The organism is Promicromonospora sp. NPDC050249 (assembly GCF_040656015.1).
Lineage (GTDB): Bacteria > Actinomycetota > Actinomycetes > Actinomycetales > Cellulomonadaceae > Promicromonospora.
Genome location: NZ_JBFAKY010000059.1, coordinates 1 through 17,949, shown reverse-complemented (window position 1 = coordinate 17,949; position 17,949 = coordinate 1). Strand labels below are relative to the sequence as shown.

Here is a 17,949-nt window from a genome sequence, read left to right as displayed (position 1 = left end):
CTGCGGGCCCTTGCACGGCACAGAAGATGACTTCGGTCGGTTGCTCTGAGATCGGTCGTTTGATTGACCGATCTCAGAGCAACCGACCGAAGTCACACGGGTCGCCGTGCAACTGACCGAAGTCGGAGCCAAGACTTGAGCTACTTCTGGTCGTCGCTGGGCGGGGCGTAGGGGTTGGTGTAGCGGGGCGTCGTGCGGGTCGTCCGCTCGTCGTCCTGGTCGTCCGACGCGTCCTGTCGCTGGCCGGCGGCGGCCGACGTGCCGTCCGTGGCGGACGCCGCCTGGTCCGGCGGGGTTGGCGCCTCGGTCTGCGGCGCCGCGCCCGAGGGCGCATCCGTCGGCGCAGCGGAGGGCGCAGCGGCCGGCGCATCCGTCGTGGCAGTGGGCATGCCCGCAGGCGCGGCCGACGGCGTCTCGGCCGACGCCGTCCCAGCCCCAGCCCCAGCACCAGCACCAGGCCTCATCGCGCCGTACCGCGGCTCACCCGACGGCGTGACCCAGCGCGGGTCGGTCGGGCGGGCCGGCGCAGCGGAGGGCTCGGCTCCGGGTACCTGAGCACCCGGAGCCTGCGCACCCGGAGCACCCGGAGCACCCGGCATCTGAGCGGAAGGGACCGGCGGTGTGGCGGGTGCCGGGACGCCCACGGTGGCGGCGCCGCGCGACTTGCCCAGCCCGCCCGGCGAACGCATCAGGAGCGCCCGCGCGTCGCTCGCGTGGTCGTGCCCGCAGAGGATCGCGTACGTCGCGGCGACGATCTGCGACGAGGACGTGAAGTCACGCCGTCCGCCGGTGAACGTGTAGGACAGGATCGAGAACAGCAGGCCGAAGCCCGCACCGAGCGCGATGCCGGCGAACATCACCTGGAAGCCCGCCTCGCCCGCGAACAGGGTGATCAGCAGACCCACGAAGAAACCGAACCAGGCGCCGGAGAGTGCGCCCGCGAGCGCCACCCGGCCGTACGTGAGGCGCCCCGTGACGCGCTCGACCATGCGCAGGTCGGTGCCCACGATCGTGACGTTCTCGACGGGGAACTTGTTGTCGGAGAGGTAGTCGACCGCTTTCTGCGCCTCCAGGTAGGTGGAGTACGCGGCGACCTCGTCGCCGGCCGGCAGGGTCGGGACCTTCGGGACGGCACCCGGGCGAGACATGCTCATGCCTCATAGTCTCTCCTACCTTGCGGCTGGTGGCGAGGAGCGTGGCCCAGGGGCGAGTCGTAGGCTGACCAGCGTGAGCGCCACCAGCAGGGTTTTTGTCGCACGTCTGGCCGGCACGGTGGTCTTCGACCCGATCGGGGATCAGGTGGGCCGGGTCCGTGACGTCGTCGTGCTGGTCCGGGCCAAGGGCGCACCGCGTGCGGTGGGCCTGGTGGTCGAGGTCCCGGGCCGACGCCGCGTCTTCCTTCCGCTGACCCGCGTGACCAGTATCGACTCGGGCCAGGTGATCAGCACCGGCCTGGTGAACCTGCGGCGGTTCGAGCAGCGGGCCATGGAGTCGCTGGTGCTCGGCGAGCTGTTGGACCGCCGCGTGCAGCTCAAGGACGGCTCGGGCGAGGTGACCATCGAGGACGTCTCGATCGCGCAGCAGCGCACCGGCGACTGGCTGGTGGACCAGCTGTTCGTGCGGCGGCGGTCCGCGCGGGGGTCTGCGCCGTTCCGCCGTGGCTCCACCCTGACGGTTCCCGTCGACGCCGTGCAGGACCTCATGAGCCGGTCGCCGGAGCAGGGTGCCGCTCGTCTGCTGGAGGCGTACGAGGACATGCGCGCCGCGGACCTCGCGGACGTGATCCGCGAGCTGGCGCCCGCACGGCGGCTGGAGATCGCGGGCGCGCTGAACAACGAGCGCCTCGCCGACGTGCTGGAGGAGCTGCCGGAGGACGCCCAGGTGTCGATCCTGTCGGGTCTGGACCGGGACCGTGCGGCCGACGTGCTGGAGGCGATGGAGCCGGACGACGCCGCCGACCTCCTCAACGAGCTGCCCGAGGAGCAGGCGGCACAGCTCCTGAACCTGATGGAGCCGGAGGAGGCGGCGGACGTCCGGCGTCTGCTGGAGTACGCGGAGGACACGGCGGGTGGTCTCATGACCACGGAGCCGGTGATCCTGGGCGCTGACGACACGATCGCCACCGCGCTGGCCCAGATCAGGCGCGCCGAGCTGCCGCCGGCCCTTGCCTCCATGGTGTTCGTGGTGCGACCGCCGCTCGAGACGCCGACGGGCCGGTTCCTCGGTGTCGCGCACTTCCAGCGGCTGCTGCGCGAGCCACCACACGCCGCCGTCGCGTCGGTGCTGGACGCCGAGACCGAGTGGCTCACCCATGATGCCTCGGTGGGCCAGGTGACGCGCCTGCTCGCCGCCTACGACCTGCTCGCGCTGCCGGTGCTCGACGCCCAGCGCAGGCTGCTGGGCGTGGTCACCGTCGACGACGTGCTGGACCACATCCTCCCGGACAACTGGCGCGGCAGCGACGACGAACGGCTGGAGGCGATCGCCGCGCAGGCGGCCCCCTCGGCGCGCCGCGAGTCCGCTCGCAGGGAGTCGCTGCGACAGGAGCCGACAGGACAGGAGGCGAACCGTGGCTGACCGCCTGGACACCCCGCTCGCGCAGCGCCGCACCCTGGTCCCCCGGTTCCGGATGGACCAGGACGCCGTCGGGAAGGCCACGGAGGGCATCGCCCGGTTCCTGGGCACGCCCCGGTTCCTCATCTACCTCACGGTGTTCTGCATCGTCTGGCTGGTGTGGAACGCGTGGGGCCCGGAGAGCCTGCGGTTCGACAGCGCCGCGAACGGCTTCACCGCGCTCACGCTGATGCTGTCGCTGCAGGCCAGCTACGCGGCCCCGCTGATCCTGCTGGCGCAGAACCGGCAGGACGACCGAGACCGGGTCACCGCCGAGCAGGACCGGCAGCGCGGCGAACGCAACCTCGCGGACACCGAGTACCTGGCGCGCGAGATGGCGGCGCTGCGGATCGCCCTGTCGGAGGTCGCCACCCGCGACTTCGTGCGCTCGGAGATCCGCAACCTGCTGGAGGAGCTGGAGGAGAAGGAGGAGCGCGGCCCGCGGGGTCCGGATCGCCGGCCGCACCGCGCACCCGAGACCTCCGAGCTGCCGTAGACGTGCCGTAGACCCGCCGTAGACAGCGGACGGTCCTCGCACCCTGGGTGGGTGCGAGGGCCGTCCGCTTCGGTTCACCTACCGGCAGACGTTCCGACGGCGGGAGACCGGGCTGCTCTTCGTCTGCTTCCAGCGCGAGCCCGACACGTTCGTCCGCACGCAGCACCGGCTCGACGAGGCCGACGCGCTCACGGACTTCGTCACCCCCACCGCGAGCGCCACGTTCCTCGTGCTCCCGGGGTTCGACGCGACCCGGCCGCTCGGCTCGACCCTGACCGGGTAGCTACGGCTCGACGTCGTCGTGGAGCACGACGCGCGACAGCTCGTAGGACCCGCCTGGCAACTTCCAGTAGTGCAGCCTGCGGGCCGACGGTGTGTTGACCTGCAGCGAGACCCGCCAGCACACAGCTCCGTCGTCGCGGTGCCTTGCGGGGTCGTCGCCGCCCGCGCCCGTCCGCAGGCGGTGCACCTGCAGACCGTTCATCCCGGGCGCCAGCCCCGTGAGCACCATGACGAGCGTCCACACCACCCGGTCACGGCTCACCCCCTCGACGTCGGTCAGGGAGGCGAGGAACCGCGAGCCGAGCGTGTACTCCGCCAGGGGGCGCCCGGCCTTCTCGGCGGCCGGGATCGCCCGGGCCCACTCGCTCAGCACCTCGAACCGGAGCTGTTCCTCGTCGTCGACGAAGTGCCGGTCCTCGGGCACCTCGACCCCGGCGTCCCCCAACCGGCGGCGGAGGCGCGCCGCCTCCTGCCGCGCCTTGCGGAGGGCCGTCGCCTGCTGCTCGGCGCGGCGCTCGCTGCGTTCGAGGCGTTCGGTGAGCTCGCCGACCCGGCCGAGCAGCCGGTCCACCTCCAGCTCCACCTGGTGCCGCTTGACCTTGTCGTCCAGCAGCTCCTTCCCCAGCGCCGAGACCTGGGCCCTCGCCGCGTCGAGGGAGAGGCTGAGATCGCGCGCCGCCTTGCCCGGCGGTTCCGCGGGTGTCTCGGCCGACGCGGCCGACGCGGGCGACGGCAGCGTGTCGTGCCCGCCGGCATGCCACGCGGCCACGTCGCCGGGGGTCGGTGCCCGCTGGCCGCCCGGGGGTGTCGGCACCGGGCCGGCGTCGGGTGCCGGGCGTTCGTGGACCGGCTCCGGCTGGCGCGGGCCGAACAGGTCGGCGGGCGTGGGCGGGGAGTCGTCGGCCGAGGGCGGGGTGGTCCCGACGGGCTCGACCAGCGGGGGGCCGGAGGTCTCGACGAGCTCGACCAACGGGAGTCGGCGGCTCTCGGCAGGCTCGACCAGCGAAGAGTGAGGGGGCTCGATCGGCAGCGGGGGTGGTAGCTCCAGCCAGGGCGGCCCGTCGTCCAGGAGCGCTATCGCGGGGACCGGCTCGTCCTCGGCCTCGTCGACGTCGTCGAGCCGTAGTGCCAGGCCGTCGAGCGGCGCGGGCACCCTACGGGCCGCCACCACCTCGCCCGGCGTGAAGAGGTCGCTCAGCAGGTCCAGGTCGTTGCTGGTGATCTCCGCGCGGCGCACGCGCACGACGACGCCGGGCGCCAGCGCGATCCGTACGGCGTCGTGCTCGACCGCCTCGACCCGGCCGAGCACCACGTGACCCACCCGGTAGGTGGTGTTCACCGCCCGGCGCAGCGCGTCGGCGTCGGGCAGCATGCCGCGGATGTCGAGGAGGCGGCGTGCCGGGTCCAGCACCCCGGTGACTCGCATACCGGGCGCGAGGACCCGCGCCAGCGCGACGTCGGAGAAGACGAGCTCCTCCGCGACGGTGGCCTGGCCGCCGTCCTCTGTGCTGATCAGGGCGCGCGTGCCGAGCACACCCAGCACCTTGCCCTCTGTGGTCGCCGCGTCCGGGGCGGACCGGGGAGCACCGACGATCCCCTCGCGCACCGCGAACCGCATGACGTCGCTGACCAGGCGGTCCCGCACCCGCTCGTCCTCGTCCGCGGAGTAGGCGAAGTGCAGGGGCGAGCGCCGCGGATGGTGCACCCACTCCAGGTCCGTGCCGTAGACCCGGGACGCGCCGCCGTAGACCTGGGTGTCCGGCGGCATGCCGGACGAGAACGCCCACGACACGTCGCCCGTTGGGATCACCACCACCTCGGCGAGCCCGGCGACGTCGTCGAGCACCCGCTTGGGGTCCACGTACGGGACGTCGCGCCCGGCGGGCGTCGAGATGACCACCACGGGCTGGTTGCGGCCGGGACGCTGCAGCGCGGCGGCGAGCTCGCGGGCCTGGTCCTCGGAGGCGACACGCCGGACCCGCGCGGGGACGCGTGACTCGGTCATGGGGGCCTCCTCACCCTTGGTGGTGACGCAGCGTACCGTTTTCTAGTGTCATTCATTGCAAAGACATGAAAGAGCCCGCTGATTCCAGGACTGATTCCGGGACGCCTGGACCCGGCCCATAGGATCGATTCATGACCCCAGTCGACTCCCCCACACTCGAGGCGCGCGTCCGCGACGCGCTGACCGGTGTGCTCGACCCCGAGATCCGGCGTCCCATCACCGATCTGGGCATGGTCCGGTCGGTAGTGGTCTCGACCGGCTCGGCCGCCGGGACCAGCTCCGAACCAGGCGCCCACGTGACCGTCGGCGTCGACCTGACCGTTGCCGGCTGCCCCATGAAGTCGACGCTGATCAAGGACGTGACGGCCGCAGCGGAAGCCGTGGACGGCGTGGCCGGTGTCGACGTCGAGCTGGGCGTGATGACGCCGGAGCAGCGCTCGTCGCTGCGCTCGATGCTGCGCGGCGGCGCGGGCGACCCCGTCATCCCGTTCTCGCAGCCGGGCTCGATGACCAAGGTGTTCGCCGTGGCGTCGGGCAAGGGCGGCGTGGGCAAGTCGTCGGTCACGGCGAACCTCGCGGTGGCCATGGCGGCGGACGGCCTCTCGGTCGGCGTGATCGACGCCGACATCTACGGCTTCTCGATCCCCCGCATGCTGGGTGTCGACCGCCAGCCCACGCGGGTCGACAACATGCTGCTGCCGCCCATCGCGCACGGCGTCAAGGTGGTCTCGATCGGCATGTTCGTGCCGCCGGGACAGCCTGTCGTCTGGCGTGGGCCGATGCTGCACCGCGCCCTGGAGCAGTTCCTGGCCGACGTGTTCTGGGGCGACCTGGACGTGCTGCTCCTCGACCTGCCGCCGGGTACCGGCGACATCGCCATCTCGGTGGCGCAGCTGCTGCCGTCGTCCGAGATCCTGGTGGTCACGACGCCGCAGGCGGCGGCCGCCGAGGTCGCCGAGCGCGCGGGTTCGGTCGCGACACAGACGCAGCAGGGCGTGGTCGGCGTGGTCGAGAACATGTCGTGGCTGGAGCAGCCCGACGGCACCCGTCTGGAGATCTTCGGCTCCGGCGGCGGCGCGAAGGTGTCGGCCCGGCTCACCGAGCTCGTGGGCAAGGACGTGCCGCTGCTGGGTCAGATCCCGCTCGACGTCGCCGTCCGCGAGGGCGGCGACGACGGCACGCCGGTTGTCCTGACCGCGCCGGACTCGCCGGGCGCTCGGGTGCTGGCCGACGTCGCCCGGGGGCTCGCGAAGCGCCGCCGCGGCCTCGCGGGCCGCAGCCTGGGGCTCGCGCCGGTCTGAGCGAACCGGCCGGCCCGGCTCAGCGTCGTCGGCGGTAGGAAAGCCTCCGGACCAGCACCTCTGCCGGGCCCGGCACGCCGGCCCTCGCCATCACCAGAGCCAGCCCCACGGAAGCCACCCACACAGCGGTGGCGATCACGGCCGCACCGGCGAACGACACGGTGCCGGCCAGGTCGAGCGTGAACGGGTAGAAGAGCAGGAGCCACACCAGCGACTGCACCAGGTAGAAGGTCAGGGACCGCTGCCCGAGCGCGGCCAAGGCCGTCGCGACCGCACCGCCCGTGGCGCGCCGTCCGACGAACACCACCCCGACGAGGGCAGCGAGCCCGACGCCGCCCAGGTAGCCGCCCGACGTGTGCAGCACGGCGAGCACCCATTCCGTGGAGGTTGCCGTGGGTACCCAGAAGCCGGCCACGACGAGAGCCTGGGGCAGGCGCGAGGCCAGGGCAAGGAGGAGCAGGCCGACGGCGGTCCGGCGGAGGAGCACCGCATGCTCCTGCGGCTCGTCCAGGTAACGACGGCGGGCCGCCCAGATGCCGAAGAGCATGCCCGGTACGACCACGACCACGCCGAGAACGGCGTCCGGGAGCCAGCCCGGCAGGCCGGACAGGACGTGCGCCGGGTACGTCGCGGACATGTACGGCACCATCCCCGCCGGCTCACCCGACAGCTCGGCGGCCACGCTGCGCTGGTAGGTCCAGCTGATCATCGCGATGCCGAGCGGGAGAGCGCCCCCAGCCGTCCAGAGGAGCACCCGGTCACGGGTCGTCACCATTGCCGCGAGAAACAGCAGGGCGAACCCGTAGGTAGCGACGATGTCGAGCGGCACCAGCAGCGCGGAGTGCGCCAGGCCAACGCCTACCAGCACCAGCCCCCGGCGACGCAGGAGCCCGCGGGTCTCCGCCGGCCCGGTGCCGCGCGCCTCCTGCCGGTACAGCAGCTGCCCCATGGCGTAGCCGAACAGGACGATGAACATCGAGCGTGCCTGGTTCTCCGCGAGCAGCGAGCGCAGGAGCTCGGCCACCGTGTTCGCCGCGGCCGGGACGCGGTCGCTCACGAAGCCCGGCGCGTGCGCCAGGGCGATGAGCAGCAGCATCACACCGCGAGCGACGTCGGGCGCGATCGCTCGTGAGAGCTGTGTCCGTGCCTGGCCGGCGGGGTGGGCTGGTGCGGTCATGTCGTTCCTTCCACTGGATCGCGCGGGCGGTCCTTGGCACTGGTTCACGCGACCCGCTCGCGTTGCGTTCAGGCCAGCATCAATGGCCATTTGTCGTGTGGGCCAGCGGCTACCGTGGATCGTTGCAACAGCCGAACTACCGATGCACACCAGGAGCGACGTGCCAGGAACACGTCTGAACCGGACCGAGCGCGAACAGGTCGCGGCAGGGCTCGCCGCCCGGCGTGACTACGCGGAGATCGCCCGGCAGCTCGGCCGGCCGACGTCGACGGTGAGCCGCGAGGTCGCGCGGAACGGCGGACCGGCCGCGTACGACGCCGACCGGGCAGAGGCCGCGGCGCACGAGCGAGCCCGGCGTCCCCGCGGAGGCCCGGCAGCCGCGCCCAGGGCGGTCGGCACCGACCACGCCGGAGAGCCCCGGGCCGCCACCCGGTCGGTGTTCCTGGACGAGTTCACCGAGAGCGTCGTCGCCACCGGTGTCCCCCGCACCGCTGCCCGGGTACTGGTGCGGATCCACTCGGCCGACGACGGGCTCACCGCCGCCGACCTCATCACCGAGCTGGGAGTCTCGAGGGCCGCGGTGTCGAACGCGGTGGCGTACCTCGACCGGCTGCGGCTGATCCGGCGGGAGCGGGATCCGGCCGGCCGCCGTGAGCGCTATGTGGTGGGCGACGACGTCTGGTCCGCCAGCTGGAACGAGAGCGTCGAGGCCAATGCCCGCTGGGTGCGGATCACCGCCCGGGGTGTCGAGGCACTCGGCCCGGACACCCCGGCGGGCGTCCGGCTCGCCCGGGCGGCCCGGTTCTTCACCGCGGTACAGGAGACCATGTCGGCGGGTCCCTGGCCGCTCGCGACGGGCGAGGCCGGCGCGCTGCTGCGCGCGCTGGCGCGGGCAGGCGTGCCGGTCACCGCCGAGCAGCTCCGCGGTGTCCTGACGCCGGAGCAGCGGGCAGCGCTCCGGCGTCGGGCGTGAGTGCGCGCCGTCAGATCCCGCGGGCGAACTGCGAGATCAGGGACGGCACCGCCGCGTCGAAGCCCGCGACGTCGAGCATCCCCGGGTCGGACGGGTCCGCGATCGAGAACTCGGTGGCGGTCATACCCACCACCACGAGCCGCGCCGGGATGCCCGTGCGCTCGCGGTACTGCCGCAGCGCCTGGTGCGGGTGGATGTCCCCGTGCCAGGTCTCGTTGTCGGTGTAGACCACGAACGTGTCGACCTGCAGCCCCTTGGCCAGCGCGTACAGCATCGGCTGTGCGCAGTCCGTTCCGCCCATCGGCATCTGGTCGACCACGCGCAGGGCGTCGTCGAGCCGACGGCGCGGCGAGATGCGCAGCGGCTTCAGGTCCGACGTGTTCCAGGCCCCACCGGAACCGGTCGTGAACCCGACGGCCGACGAGCCCGGCTCGGTCGCGAGCTGCACGAGCGCCAGCGCCGCCGACGCCTCGCGCGCCGTGAGCGGCATACCGGCGATCGAGACGCCCATCGAACCCGACACGTCCACGGCGAGCAGCATCCGCTTCCCGGCCGGCTCGACAGCGCCGAACGCCGCGTAGAACCCGGCGTCGAGCGCGTCGACGATGCGCTGCGTGGGCTCCCACGTACCCGTACCCCTGGCCGAGACGCCCGACGCGTAGGTCCGCTGCGCCACCAGCACGTTCACCGGGTGCACGCGGGCACGCCGCAGCCGCTCGGGGTCGACGAGCAGGCTTGCGACCTCGTCGGTGCGCCCGCCGGCGTCAGGCAGCAGCCCCAGCCGCGTGAGCCGCGGGAGCTGACGCATCAGCGCCGTCGCGGGCATGCCGACGTCGAGCAGCGCGTCCCACACCGCGGGCTCGGCGAGCGCCGCATCAGGAAGCATCTCCCAGGTCAGGCCTGCCTCGCGGACGAGCGCCGACCAGGTCGAGGAGTCCGTGGCCTCCTGAGCCTTGAGGAACGCCTCGACCAGCGCGGGAGTCTGCTCGCCCGTCGCACCGCGGACCACCCAGTCGAAGGTCGCCCGGAGTGCGGGGTCGGCCGTGACGGGGTGCGCCAGGCGCAGCAGGTCGCGGTGCGACCAGCCCTCGCGCTGCCGGTACTTGACCGCCTGGTAGGCGACGGCGTCGGCATCCTTCGCCGTGTACCAGCCGCCGACGGCACGACGCAGCCCCCGACCCCAGCCCCGGAACTGCTCGACGTAGCCGGCGAACAGGAACAGGTGCGTACCCGTGCGCGCGACCTTCGGCAGCGCGGCAAGCGCGAGCGCCGCAGACTCGGGGACGGACGCCGCGTACGCGAGCGCGAAGAGGGCGGGGTTCTGCCTGGGCGCGGCGCCGCTCGTGGAGACCTGGACGATGGTGTCGACCAGCGTCACCGGGTCGGCGGCCGCCATCCGGCCCACGACCTCGGCGTTCTCGCGCGCCAGCGTGCCGGCGGAGGCGTAGTACGTGCCGCCGTCGACGCCGAGCGTGAGGAAGCGGCGCAGGCGCGCGGCGTCGTCGAGCACGAAGGTGTAGCCGCCGGCGGAGTTCGCCTCCTGGCGCGGGTCGGCGGGCTGGTTCTGGGGAGTCCGACGGCGGTTGACGGCGCGCAGGATGTCCATGGCGAAGCTCCTCTCGGGATGGGTAGTTCTGGCGACGGGCAGAAGAGAGCGGTGGCAGGCGTGGGCCCGCCACCGCTCGAGCGTGGAGGTACGGGTGGGCGTGTGTGCGACAGCCGGGTTGTCTCGTGCTCTGTCCACTGAGCTACACCGCCGTTGGGCGGCGGCGGGAGTCGAACCCGCACCTCGAGATCCGATAACCGACCGTCTCCGGCCCGCCCGTACCTCCGCGATTCTGTTGTCGAACCAGGACCCTAGAGGGCCGGTTCCGCGCTGACCAGGCAATATGTCCAATCAGCGCGGCAATGCGTCAGCACCGTGGTGCTCAGCCGCGGACGGCCGCCAGCACCTCCTGCTCCTCGTCGCGGGTCAGCCCCGTGACCTTGGCGTCCGGTGTGGCACTGAGCCAGGCGAGCGTGTCGCGCGTCGTCTCCGCGAACGGCCGGATCGTCAGGCCCGCCTCCAGCGACGACGTGACGTCGTGCGCCATGAAGCCGGAGTCGACCAGGTCGGCGGCCCAGAACGGGATCGAGCGGGGGCCCGACCACGGGACGACCTCGTGCTCGGCGAGCGCCTCCGGGGTCACGGGGACGAGCTCCGGGTCTGCCCCGGCGCCGTCGGCCACCTGGGCAAGGAGCTCCGACCGGGGCACCGGCGGGCAGACGGCGTCGAAGTCTCCGGTGGTGCCCGCCTCCGCCGCCGTCACCATCCACTCCGCGAGGTCGCGGACGTCGACGAGCTGGACGGGGGCGTCCACCGGCTCGGGGACCAGCACCGGCAGGCCGTCCCGTGCCGCCTCGGCGAACCGGGCAGGCCAGTACGTGAACCGGCCGCTCGGGTCGCCAGGGCCCACGATCAGGCCCGGCCGGATCACGAGCGCGGCCGCGGCGCCGGTGCGGACCGTGTTCTCGCACGCCACCTTCATCGCGCCGTACGTCTCCGGGCCGGAGGCCGGGTCCTCGTCGGCCTCTATGGGGTCGAGCAGAGGCAGCGTCGCCGGCGTGCCGCCCGGTTGGTGTCGCCGTGTCCGCGTAGACGTTGATGGTCGAGACGAACGTCCAGTGGGCGTCCGGGAACGCCGCGACCGCGCGGCGCACGTGCGAGGGGATGCGCGAGATGTCGACGACGGCGTCGAACGGGGTGCTCGTGAGCTCCGCCGGTACCGCGTCGGCACGGTCCCAGGCCACGAGGGTGGCGCCGTCGGGCACCGTGCCGCTCACGCCGCGTGCCGCGCACGTGACGTCGTGCCCGCGCGCCACCGCCGCTTCCGCGACCGCGCGGGACAGGAAGACCGTTCCACCGAGAACCAGGATTCGCATGTGCCCACCGAACCGCATCGCGGCGACGGGGACCACGCGAATCTGCTGGTGGCGAATCTCCGGCAGGCGTAGGTCCGAAATAAATCCTGGCCAGGGCAGCTCTCGCGCACCTAGGGTCTGGACCACAACAGAACACGGAGCGAGCACGGGTGGGCCGGAGGCATTCGGTTACCACTCTCCTTGGGGAAACGCGGGTTCGAATCCCGTCGGCGCCTGCGGGCGACGTAGTTCAGCGGCCTAGAACGTCAGACCCGGCTGTCGTACACACGCCCACCTGTGCCTCGTAGAGCGGGCCGGAGCTTCTTCGGTTACCTGGTAGATGGCAGTGCGGGTTCGACCCCCGACCCGGCAACGGGTTCTGCTCGGCGGTGTGAACCGCCGTTCCGGAGGGCGCACACACGCCCGCTCGTCCACGTGAGCGAGCGGTGACGGGCTGATGCCTGTCACCGCTCGCACGTTCTGCCGTCCCATGGCGAGGGGTGCCACGCGAACCCGCTCGGGGCCATCTTCAGGGCGTCTACGGGCGCTGTCGACGGCACTCCCGAGTAAATCGATGCAAGCCAACAGGCCCAACGAATCCGCCCGGTGCAGGGAAGCGTATTCCCACGCGCGCGTCGAGGATCTAACGTTGTCCCGGACACCCCGGACGAACGCCCCCGACCCAGGACAAGGAAGTCCTCATGACGCACAGCACACACCGCAGGCGCGCCCTCGCGGGCAGTGCCGCGATCGCCGTCGCGCTGACGACGGCGGGCCTCGCGATCGGACCGTCGGCAGCCGGCTACGGCGAGGCGGTGATCGAGCCCGTCGAGACCGACCTCGCCGGCAAGGACTGGGTCACAGCCCGCGCCACCAGCAACGATGCCGACGCTGGTCGTGCGCTCGACGGCGACGACGGCACCGCCTGGCGCCCTGCCGCATCGACGTCGGGCAACCGCCACGGCAAGGACCAGGCCCTCACCGTCGATCTCGGCGGCGCGTACGACGGGCTGCACAAGGTAGTGGTGGTCCTCGCGGACGCGACACCTGCACGCTACGTCGTGGAGGCCTCGGCCGACGGGAAGCGCTGGGCGACCCTCTCCGACCACCGGGACGGCCGCAGCGGCGCGGCCGGCACCACCGCGCTGGTCGACAGGGAGGGCACCCGGTACCTGCGCGTCCGGTTCACCACCGCGCGGCCGGGCACGAACGGCGTCGCCGAGCTGCGGGCCTACAACTACCTGCGCGACGACCTGCGTCTCGGCGCCGACCTCTCCTACGCCGACCAGGAACGCGACCAGCCCTACTACCTCGACGCCGAGGCCGCCCTCGCCGGCGAGCCGGACCCCGGCCCGCACCTGCTCGACGTCGTCAAGGACCGCGGGATGGAGCACCTGCGCCTGCGCATCTGGAACGACCCCCGCGACGAGACCACCGGCGTCGAGACCGATCCTGCCTACCAGGGCCCGGAACGCTCGCTCACGGTGGCCGAGGAGATCACCGACCACGACATGAGCCTCGGCATCGACTTCCACTACGCGGACAGCTGGGCCGACCCGAGCAAGCAGCCCAAGCCGCGCGCCTGGGCCGAGCTGCCCTTCGACGAGCTGACCCAGGAGGTCCACGACTTCACCGCGGGCTACCTGACCCAGCTCGTGGAACAGGGCACCACCCCAGCCAAGGTCGCGGTGGGCAACGAGGTGATCAACGGCTTCATGTACGGCAGCGAGGCCGAGATCATCGGGACCACCGCGCCCGCGTACTTCGTCGAGGAGGCGGACGTCTACCAGTCGCAGCCGGGCGGCGGCCTGCTCTGGGACTACTGGCGCAGCGACGACCCCGCCGAGCAGCGGGCCTACATCGAGCAGTGGGACCGGTTCGGCACCCTCATGGCGTCGGGCATCCGCGCGGTGCGCGAGGCGTCCCCGGAGTCGGAGGTCGAGATCCACGCGATCGTCGACAAGGATCGCCTCCCCAAGACGATGGAGTTCTGGACGCAGCTGCTCACCCGCCTGGAGGCCGCCGACGCCGCCCCCGACGTGCTCGCGCTGTCCTACTACCCCGAGTGGCACGGCAGCCCCGAGGCGCTGGAGCACAACCTGCACACCATCGCCGACACCTTCCCGCAGTACGCGCTCGACGTCGCCGAGACCGCCTACCCGGCCGAGAGCTGGCCGCCCGGTGACCCCACGCCGCTGCCCAACTCCCCCTTCCCCGTGACCGTCCAGGGCCAGGCGGACGCGATCCAGCGGGTCTTCCAGGTCGCCAACGACGTGCCCGGCAACCGCGTGCAGGGCGTGCTCGTCTGGGAGCCCGCCAACTGGCAGCCGATGTTCACCTGGGTCGAGACCAGCCACGGCTGGTTCCCCGAGGCCAACGCGTCGCTCGACGTCTTCCACGACAGCGACGTCACGCACGTCCTGGAGGACACTGTGCGCGTCGTCACCGCGGTGGGCGACGACGTCCGGCTGCCCCGCCGGGTCGACGTCCTGACCCCTGCCGACGGGGGCGTCGACGGCGTCCGCGTCACCTGGCAGGACGTGCCCGACGACGCGACCGCCGAGCCCGGCACGCTCACCGTCACCGGCACCACCCCCCACGGCCCGGTCGAGGCGACGATCCACGTGCGCCCCCACCACCCCTAACCCCCTCTTGGTCGTGGGCGCGACCATTACGCCTCGAACGGGCGTGCAGTCACAACGATCGCGCTCACGACCAAACCCACGAAAGGACCCTTCATGCCTCAGACCTCCTTCGTCCCCGGACCGCAGTACGACGGGTGGCTGACCGACGTCGAGCAGATCGGCTACGGCGGCGACTACAACCCGGAGCAGTGGCCCGAGGAGGTCTGGGCGGAGGACGTCCGGCTGATGAACGAGGCGGGCGTGAACCTCGTCAGCCTCGGCATCTTCAGCTGGGCACTGCTGGAGCCGCGCGAGGGCGAGTTCGACTTCGCCTGGCTGGACCGCATCATCGGCCTGCTGCACGACGGCGGTGTGCGCGTGCTGCTCGCCACGCCGACGGCGGCCCCGCCCGCCTGGCTGTACGCCGCGCACCCGGACGCGCGCGTGGTCGACCGGAACGGCACGCCGATGGGCCCGGGCGGGCGCGGCCTGATGGCACCCACCGCCCCCGCGTACCGCGAGGCGGCCCTGCGCATCACCACCGCGCTGGCCGAGCGCTACGGCACGCACCCCGCCGTCGTGGGATGGCACGTGCACAACGAGTACGGCGCGCCCGTCGCCCTGGACTACTCCGTCCACGCCCAGCGTGCCTTCCGCGAGTGGCTGCGCGAACGGTACGGGTCCCTCGACGCGCTGAACGCGGCCTGGGGCACCGCGTTCTGGGGTCAGCACTACGCGGACTGGGAGCACGTCCAGGTCCCCGCCGCGGCGCCCGAGGCCGTGAACCCGGCCCAGCAGCTCGACTTCGCGCGGTTCTCCGACGCCGCCCTGCGCGCCTGCTTCGTCGCCGAGCGGGACGCCGTCCGCGCGTACTCCTCCGCGCCCGTCACCACGAACTTCATGGCGGCGAGCTGCCCGTCCACCGACCTGTTCGCCTGGGGCAAGGAGGTCGACCTCGTCTCGAACGACCACTATCTGCGGGCCGCCGACCCGCGCGGGTACGTGGGGCTCGCGCTGGCCGCGGACCTGACCCGGTCCGTCGCCGGCGGCAAGCCGTGGCTCCTGCTGGAGCACTCGACGTCGGCGGTGAACTGGCAGCCACGCAACGTCGCGAAGCGCCCCGGAGAGCTGGCCCGCAACTCGCTCGCGCACCTGGGGCGTGGCGCGGACGCGATCATGTTCTTCCAGTGGCGCGCGTCCCGCTCGGGCGCGGAGAAGTTCCACTCGGCGATGCTGCCGCACGCAGGCACGGGGTCGCGGGTGTGGCGCGAGGTCACGGAGCTGGGCGCGAACCTCGGCCGGCTGACCGAGCTGCGCGGCTCCCGGGTCACGGCGGACGTGGCCCTGCTGTGGGACTACGAGTCGTTCTGGGCGCAGGACCTCGAGTTCCGGCCGAGCGAAGGGGCGCGCCACCGCGAGCGCGTCGACACCTACTACGACCGGCTGTGGCGGGACGGCCACACCGTGGACCTGGCCCGGCCGAGCCAGGACCTGTCGGGGTACAAGCTGGTCGTCGCCCCGGCGTCGTACCTGCTCACGGCCGAGGCCGCGGCCAACCTCACGGCGTACGTCGCGGCCGGCGGCACCCTGCTGGTCAGCTACTTCAGCGGCATAGTCGACGAGCACGACGCCGTGCACGCGGGTGGTTTCATGGCTCCGCTGCGCGATGTGCTCGGCGTGCAGGTCGAGGAGTTCCTCCCGCTGCGCGACGGCGAACGGCTCGCCGTCACCTACCGGGCGGGAGCTGCGGGAGCCGGCGCCGCGACCACCGGCACCACCGAGCTCACCGGCACGGTCTGGGCCGACGACCTCGTGCTCCACGGCGCCGAGCCGGTCGGCTCCTACGTCGACGGCCCCAAGCCGGGCGGCGCGGCGGTCACCCGCCACCGGCACGGCGCGGGGACCGGCTGGTACGTGTCGACGAGCCTGGACGTCGAAGCCCTGGCCACGGTCATGACCGACGTGTACGCGAGCGCCGGCCTGGCGCCGTCGGGCATCGTGGAGGGACTGGAGGTGGTGCGCCGGACCGGGGAGAACGCCACCTACACCGTCGCGATCAACCACACGGACGACGAGGTCAAGCTGCCCCTTGGCGCGCCCGCCACCGACCTGCTCACCGGCGACGCCTTCGCGGGCGATGTGGACGTCCCCGCGGGCGCGGTCCGTGTGCTGCGTACCGGCACCGCTGACGGCGAGTGACAATAGTTCCCATGACTGAACCGCAGTGGCTCGAAGCCTGGCCCGTCGAGGAAGGCGCGCGCCGGGTCGACGAGCTCTTCACCAGTTCGTTCGACGGCTCCCCCGAGGGCGTCTGGTCCGCCCCGGGCCGGGTCAACCTCATCGGTGAGCACACCGACTACAACGCCGGGCTCTGCCTGCCCACGGCGCTGCCGCACCGGACGTTCATCGCGCTGCGGCCACGCGAGGACGACCGGGTCCGCCTGGTATCGGCGCAGGCGGAGGGCGTATGGGAGGCGAACCTCTCCGACATCGCTCCCGGCGCCGTCGGCTGGGGAGCCTACGTCGCCGGCGTCGCCTGGGCCCTGGCCGAGGCCGGCCACAAGGTCGGCGGCTTCGACGCCGCGGTCGACTCGTGCGTGCCGTTCGGAGCCGGGCTGAGCTCGTCGGCTGCGCTGGAGGCCGCCGTCGCGGTGGCCCTCGACGCGGTAGCCGGCCTCGGCCTGGCCGCGTCGGACGCCGGGCGCACCGAGCTGGTCGCCGTAACCCGCCGTGCGGAGAACGAGATCGCGGGCGCGCCCACGGGCGGCCTGGACCAGTCGGCATCGCTGCGCTGCCGCGAGGGCCATGCGCTGCTGCTCGACTTCCGCCCGGGGCTGAGCGCCCTGGAGTCGGGCGTGCCCGTGCCGTTCGACCTCGACACCGCCGGGCTCACGCTCCTCGTGGTCGACACCAAGGCCGAGCACTCGCACGTGGACGGCGAGTACGGCGCCCGTCGCGCGACGTGCGAGCAGGCCGCGAAGCTGCTCGGGCTGGACTCCCTCCGCGAGATCGCGCCCGCCCTCGGCGGCATGGGCATCGACCGGGCCCTGGCCGAGCTGGAGCCGCACGACGCCGACGGCGTCCTGCGTCGCCGGGTGCGCCACGTCGTGTCGGAGACCGACCGCACCGCGCGGTTCGCGAACCTGGTGCGGGAGGGCCGCGCGGCCGACGTCGGCCCGTTCATGCTGGCCTCGCACGTCTCCCTGCGGGACGACTACGAGGTCTCCTGTCGTGAGCTCGACCTCGTCGTCGACACGGCGATGGCGACGGGCGCGCTCGGCGCGCGCATGACCGGCGGCGGCTTCGGCGGCAGCGCGATCGCGCTGGTCAAGCGGTCCGACGTCGACGCGGTCGCCCAGGCCGTTGCGGACGCCTTCGCCGACGCCGGCCTCACGGCCCCGGCGTTCCTGCTGGCGCCGCCCTCCGCGCCGGCGGCCTGACCGCCTCCCGCTGGTCGGGCCCGCTCCGCTGGTCGAGCTTGCGCGGTGCTCTACCCGCGGCTGTCGCTGGGGATCCCGTTCGGTCCGGAGTTCTTCTCGTTCCGCACCGAAGATGTCCTCACCGTGTTCTGGCTGGC

Annotated in this window: 13 protein-coding genes and 1 tRNA gene; 8 read left to right on the top strand and 6 right to left on the bottom strand. The window is 72.8% G+C overall.

Annotated features, from left to right (window positions below):
* Positions 1–140 precede the first annotated feature (140 nt).
* Positions 141–1,154, bottom strand: coding sequence for a general stress protein (locus AB0I32_RS26340; protein ID WP_357511519.1), 1,014 nt, complete (start codon positions 1,152–1,154; stop codon positions 141–143).
* Positions 1,155–1,227: 73 nt separating this feature from the next.
* On the opposite strand from AB0I32_RS26340, the gene AB0I32_RS26335 reads away from it, so the two are divergent.
* From AB0I32_RS26335 to AB0I32_RS26325, 3 genes are read left to right on the top strand one after another with little or no spacing between them, the layout of a single operon-like run.
* On the top strand, positions 1,228–2,577 hold the full coding sequence (locus AB0I32_RS26335) for a CBS domain-containing protein (RefSeq protein WP_357511517.1): 1,350 nt from the start codon (positions 1,228–1,230) through the stop codon (positions 2,575–2,577).
* The gene (locus AB0I32_RS26330; protein ID WP_357511515.1) at positions 2,570–3,109 is read left to right on the top strand and encodes a DUF1003 domain-containing protein; all 540 of its coding nucleotides are present in this window, start codon (positions 2,570–2,572) and stop codon (positions 3,107–3,109) included. Before AB0I32_RS26335 ends, AB0I32_RS26330 begins: the two co-directional genes overlap by 8 nt.
* Positions 3,110–3,152: 43 nt before the next feature.
* Positions 3,153–3,392, top strand: a complete 240-nt coding sequence (locus AB0I32_RS26325) for a hypothetical protein (RefSeq protein WP_357511521.1) — start codon at positions 3,153–3,155, stop codon at positions 3,390–3,392.
* Here the strand turns inward: AB0I32_RS26325 and AB0I32_RS26320 are convergent, their stop codons facing one another.
* Positions 3,393–5,396: a hypothetical protein gene (locus AB0I32_RS26320; protein WP_357511513.1), complete on the bottom strand. Its 2,004-nt coding sequence runs from the start codon at positions 5,394–5,396 to the stop codon at positions 3,393–3,395.
* Positions 5,397–5,527: 131 nt separating this feature from the next.
* On the opposite strand from AB0I32_RS26320, the gene AB0I32_RS26315 reads away from it, so the two are divergent.
* Positions 5,528–6,697: a P-loop NTPase gene (locus AB0I32_RS26315; protein ID WP_357511511.1), complete on the top strand. Its 1,170-nt coding sequence runs from the start codon at positions 5,528–5,530 to the stop codon at positions 6,695–6,697.
* 19 nt (positions 6,698–6,716) lie between these two features.
* Here AB0I32_RS26315 and AB0I32_RS26310 read toward each other — a convergent pair whose 3' ends face one another.
* Positions 6,717–7,874, bottom strand: a complete 1,158-nt coding sequence (locus AB0I32_RS26310) for a DUF418 domain-containing protein (RefSeq protein WP_357511509.1) — start codon at positions 7,872–7,874, stop codon at positions 6,717–6,719.
* A 160-nt stretch (positions 7,875–8,034) separates the two neighbouring features.
* Here AB0I32_RS26310 and AB0I32_RS26305 point away from each other — a divergent pair, with 160 nt between their 5' ends.
* Positions 8,035–8,847: a MarR family transcriptional regulator gene (locus AB0I32_RS26305; protein WP_357511507.1), complete on the top strand. Its 813-nt coding sequence runs from the start codon at positions 8,035–8,037 to the stop codon at positions 8,845–8,847.
* Between the two features lie 10 nt (positions 8,848–8,857).
* Here AB0I32_RS26305 and AB0I32_RS26300 read toward each other — a convergent pair whose 3' ends face one another.
* The 3 genes from AB0I32_RS26300 to AB0I32_RS26290 form a co-directional block, all read right to left on the bottom strand.
* Entirely contained in the window at positions 8,858–10,453 is a 1,596-nt protein-coding gene (locus AB0I32_RS26300) for a TROVE domain-containing protein (RefSeq protein WP_357511504.1), read from the bottom strand.
* Between the two features lie 154 nt (positions 10,454–10,607).
* A tRNA-OTHER gene (locus AB0I32_RS26295) sits at positions 10,608–10,671 on the bottom strand.
* Between the two features lie 104 nt (positions 10,672–10,775).
* Positions 10,776–11,375, bottom strand: coding sequence for an NAD-dependent epimerase/dehydratase family protein (locus tag AB0I32_RS26290; RefSeq protein WP_357511502.1), 600 nt, complete (start codon positions 11,373–11,375; stop codon positions 10,776–10,778).
* A 1,074-nt stretch (positions 11,376–12,449) separates the two neighbouring features.
* Here AB0I32_RS26290 and AB0I32_RS26285 point away from each other — a divergent pair.
* From AB0I32_RS26285 to galK, 3 genes are all read left to right on the top strand, one after another.
* On the top strand, positions 12,450–14,393 hold the full coding sequence (locus AB0I32_RS26285; protein ID WP_357511500.1) for a glycosyl hydrolase 53 family protein: 1,944 nt from the start codon (positions 12,450–12,452) through the stop codon (positions 14,391–14,393).
* A 93-nt stretch (positions 14,394–14,486) separates the two neighbouring features.
* The gene (locus AB0I32_RS26280) at positions 14,487–16,571 is read left to right on the top strand and encodes a beta-galactosidase (protein WP_357511498.1); all 2,085 of its coding nucleotides are present in this window, start codon (positions 14,487–14,489) and stop codon (positions 16,569–16,571) included.
* A gap of 11 nt (positions 16,572–16,582) precedes the next feature.
* On the top strand, positions 16,583–17,812 hold the full coding sequence (gene galK, locus AB0I32_RS26275) for a galactokinase (protein WP_357511496.1): 1,230 nt from the start codon (positions 16,583–16,585) through the stop codon (positions 17,810–17,812).
* The last annotated feature ends 137 nt before the right edge of the window (positions 17,813–17,949 follow it).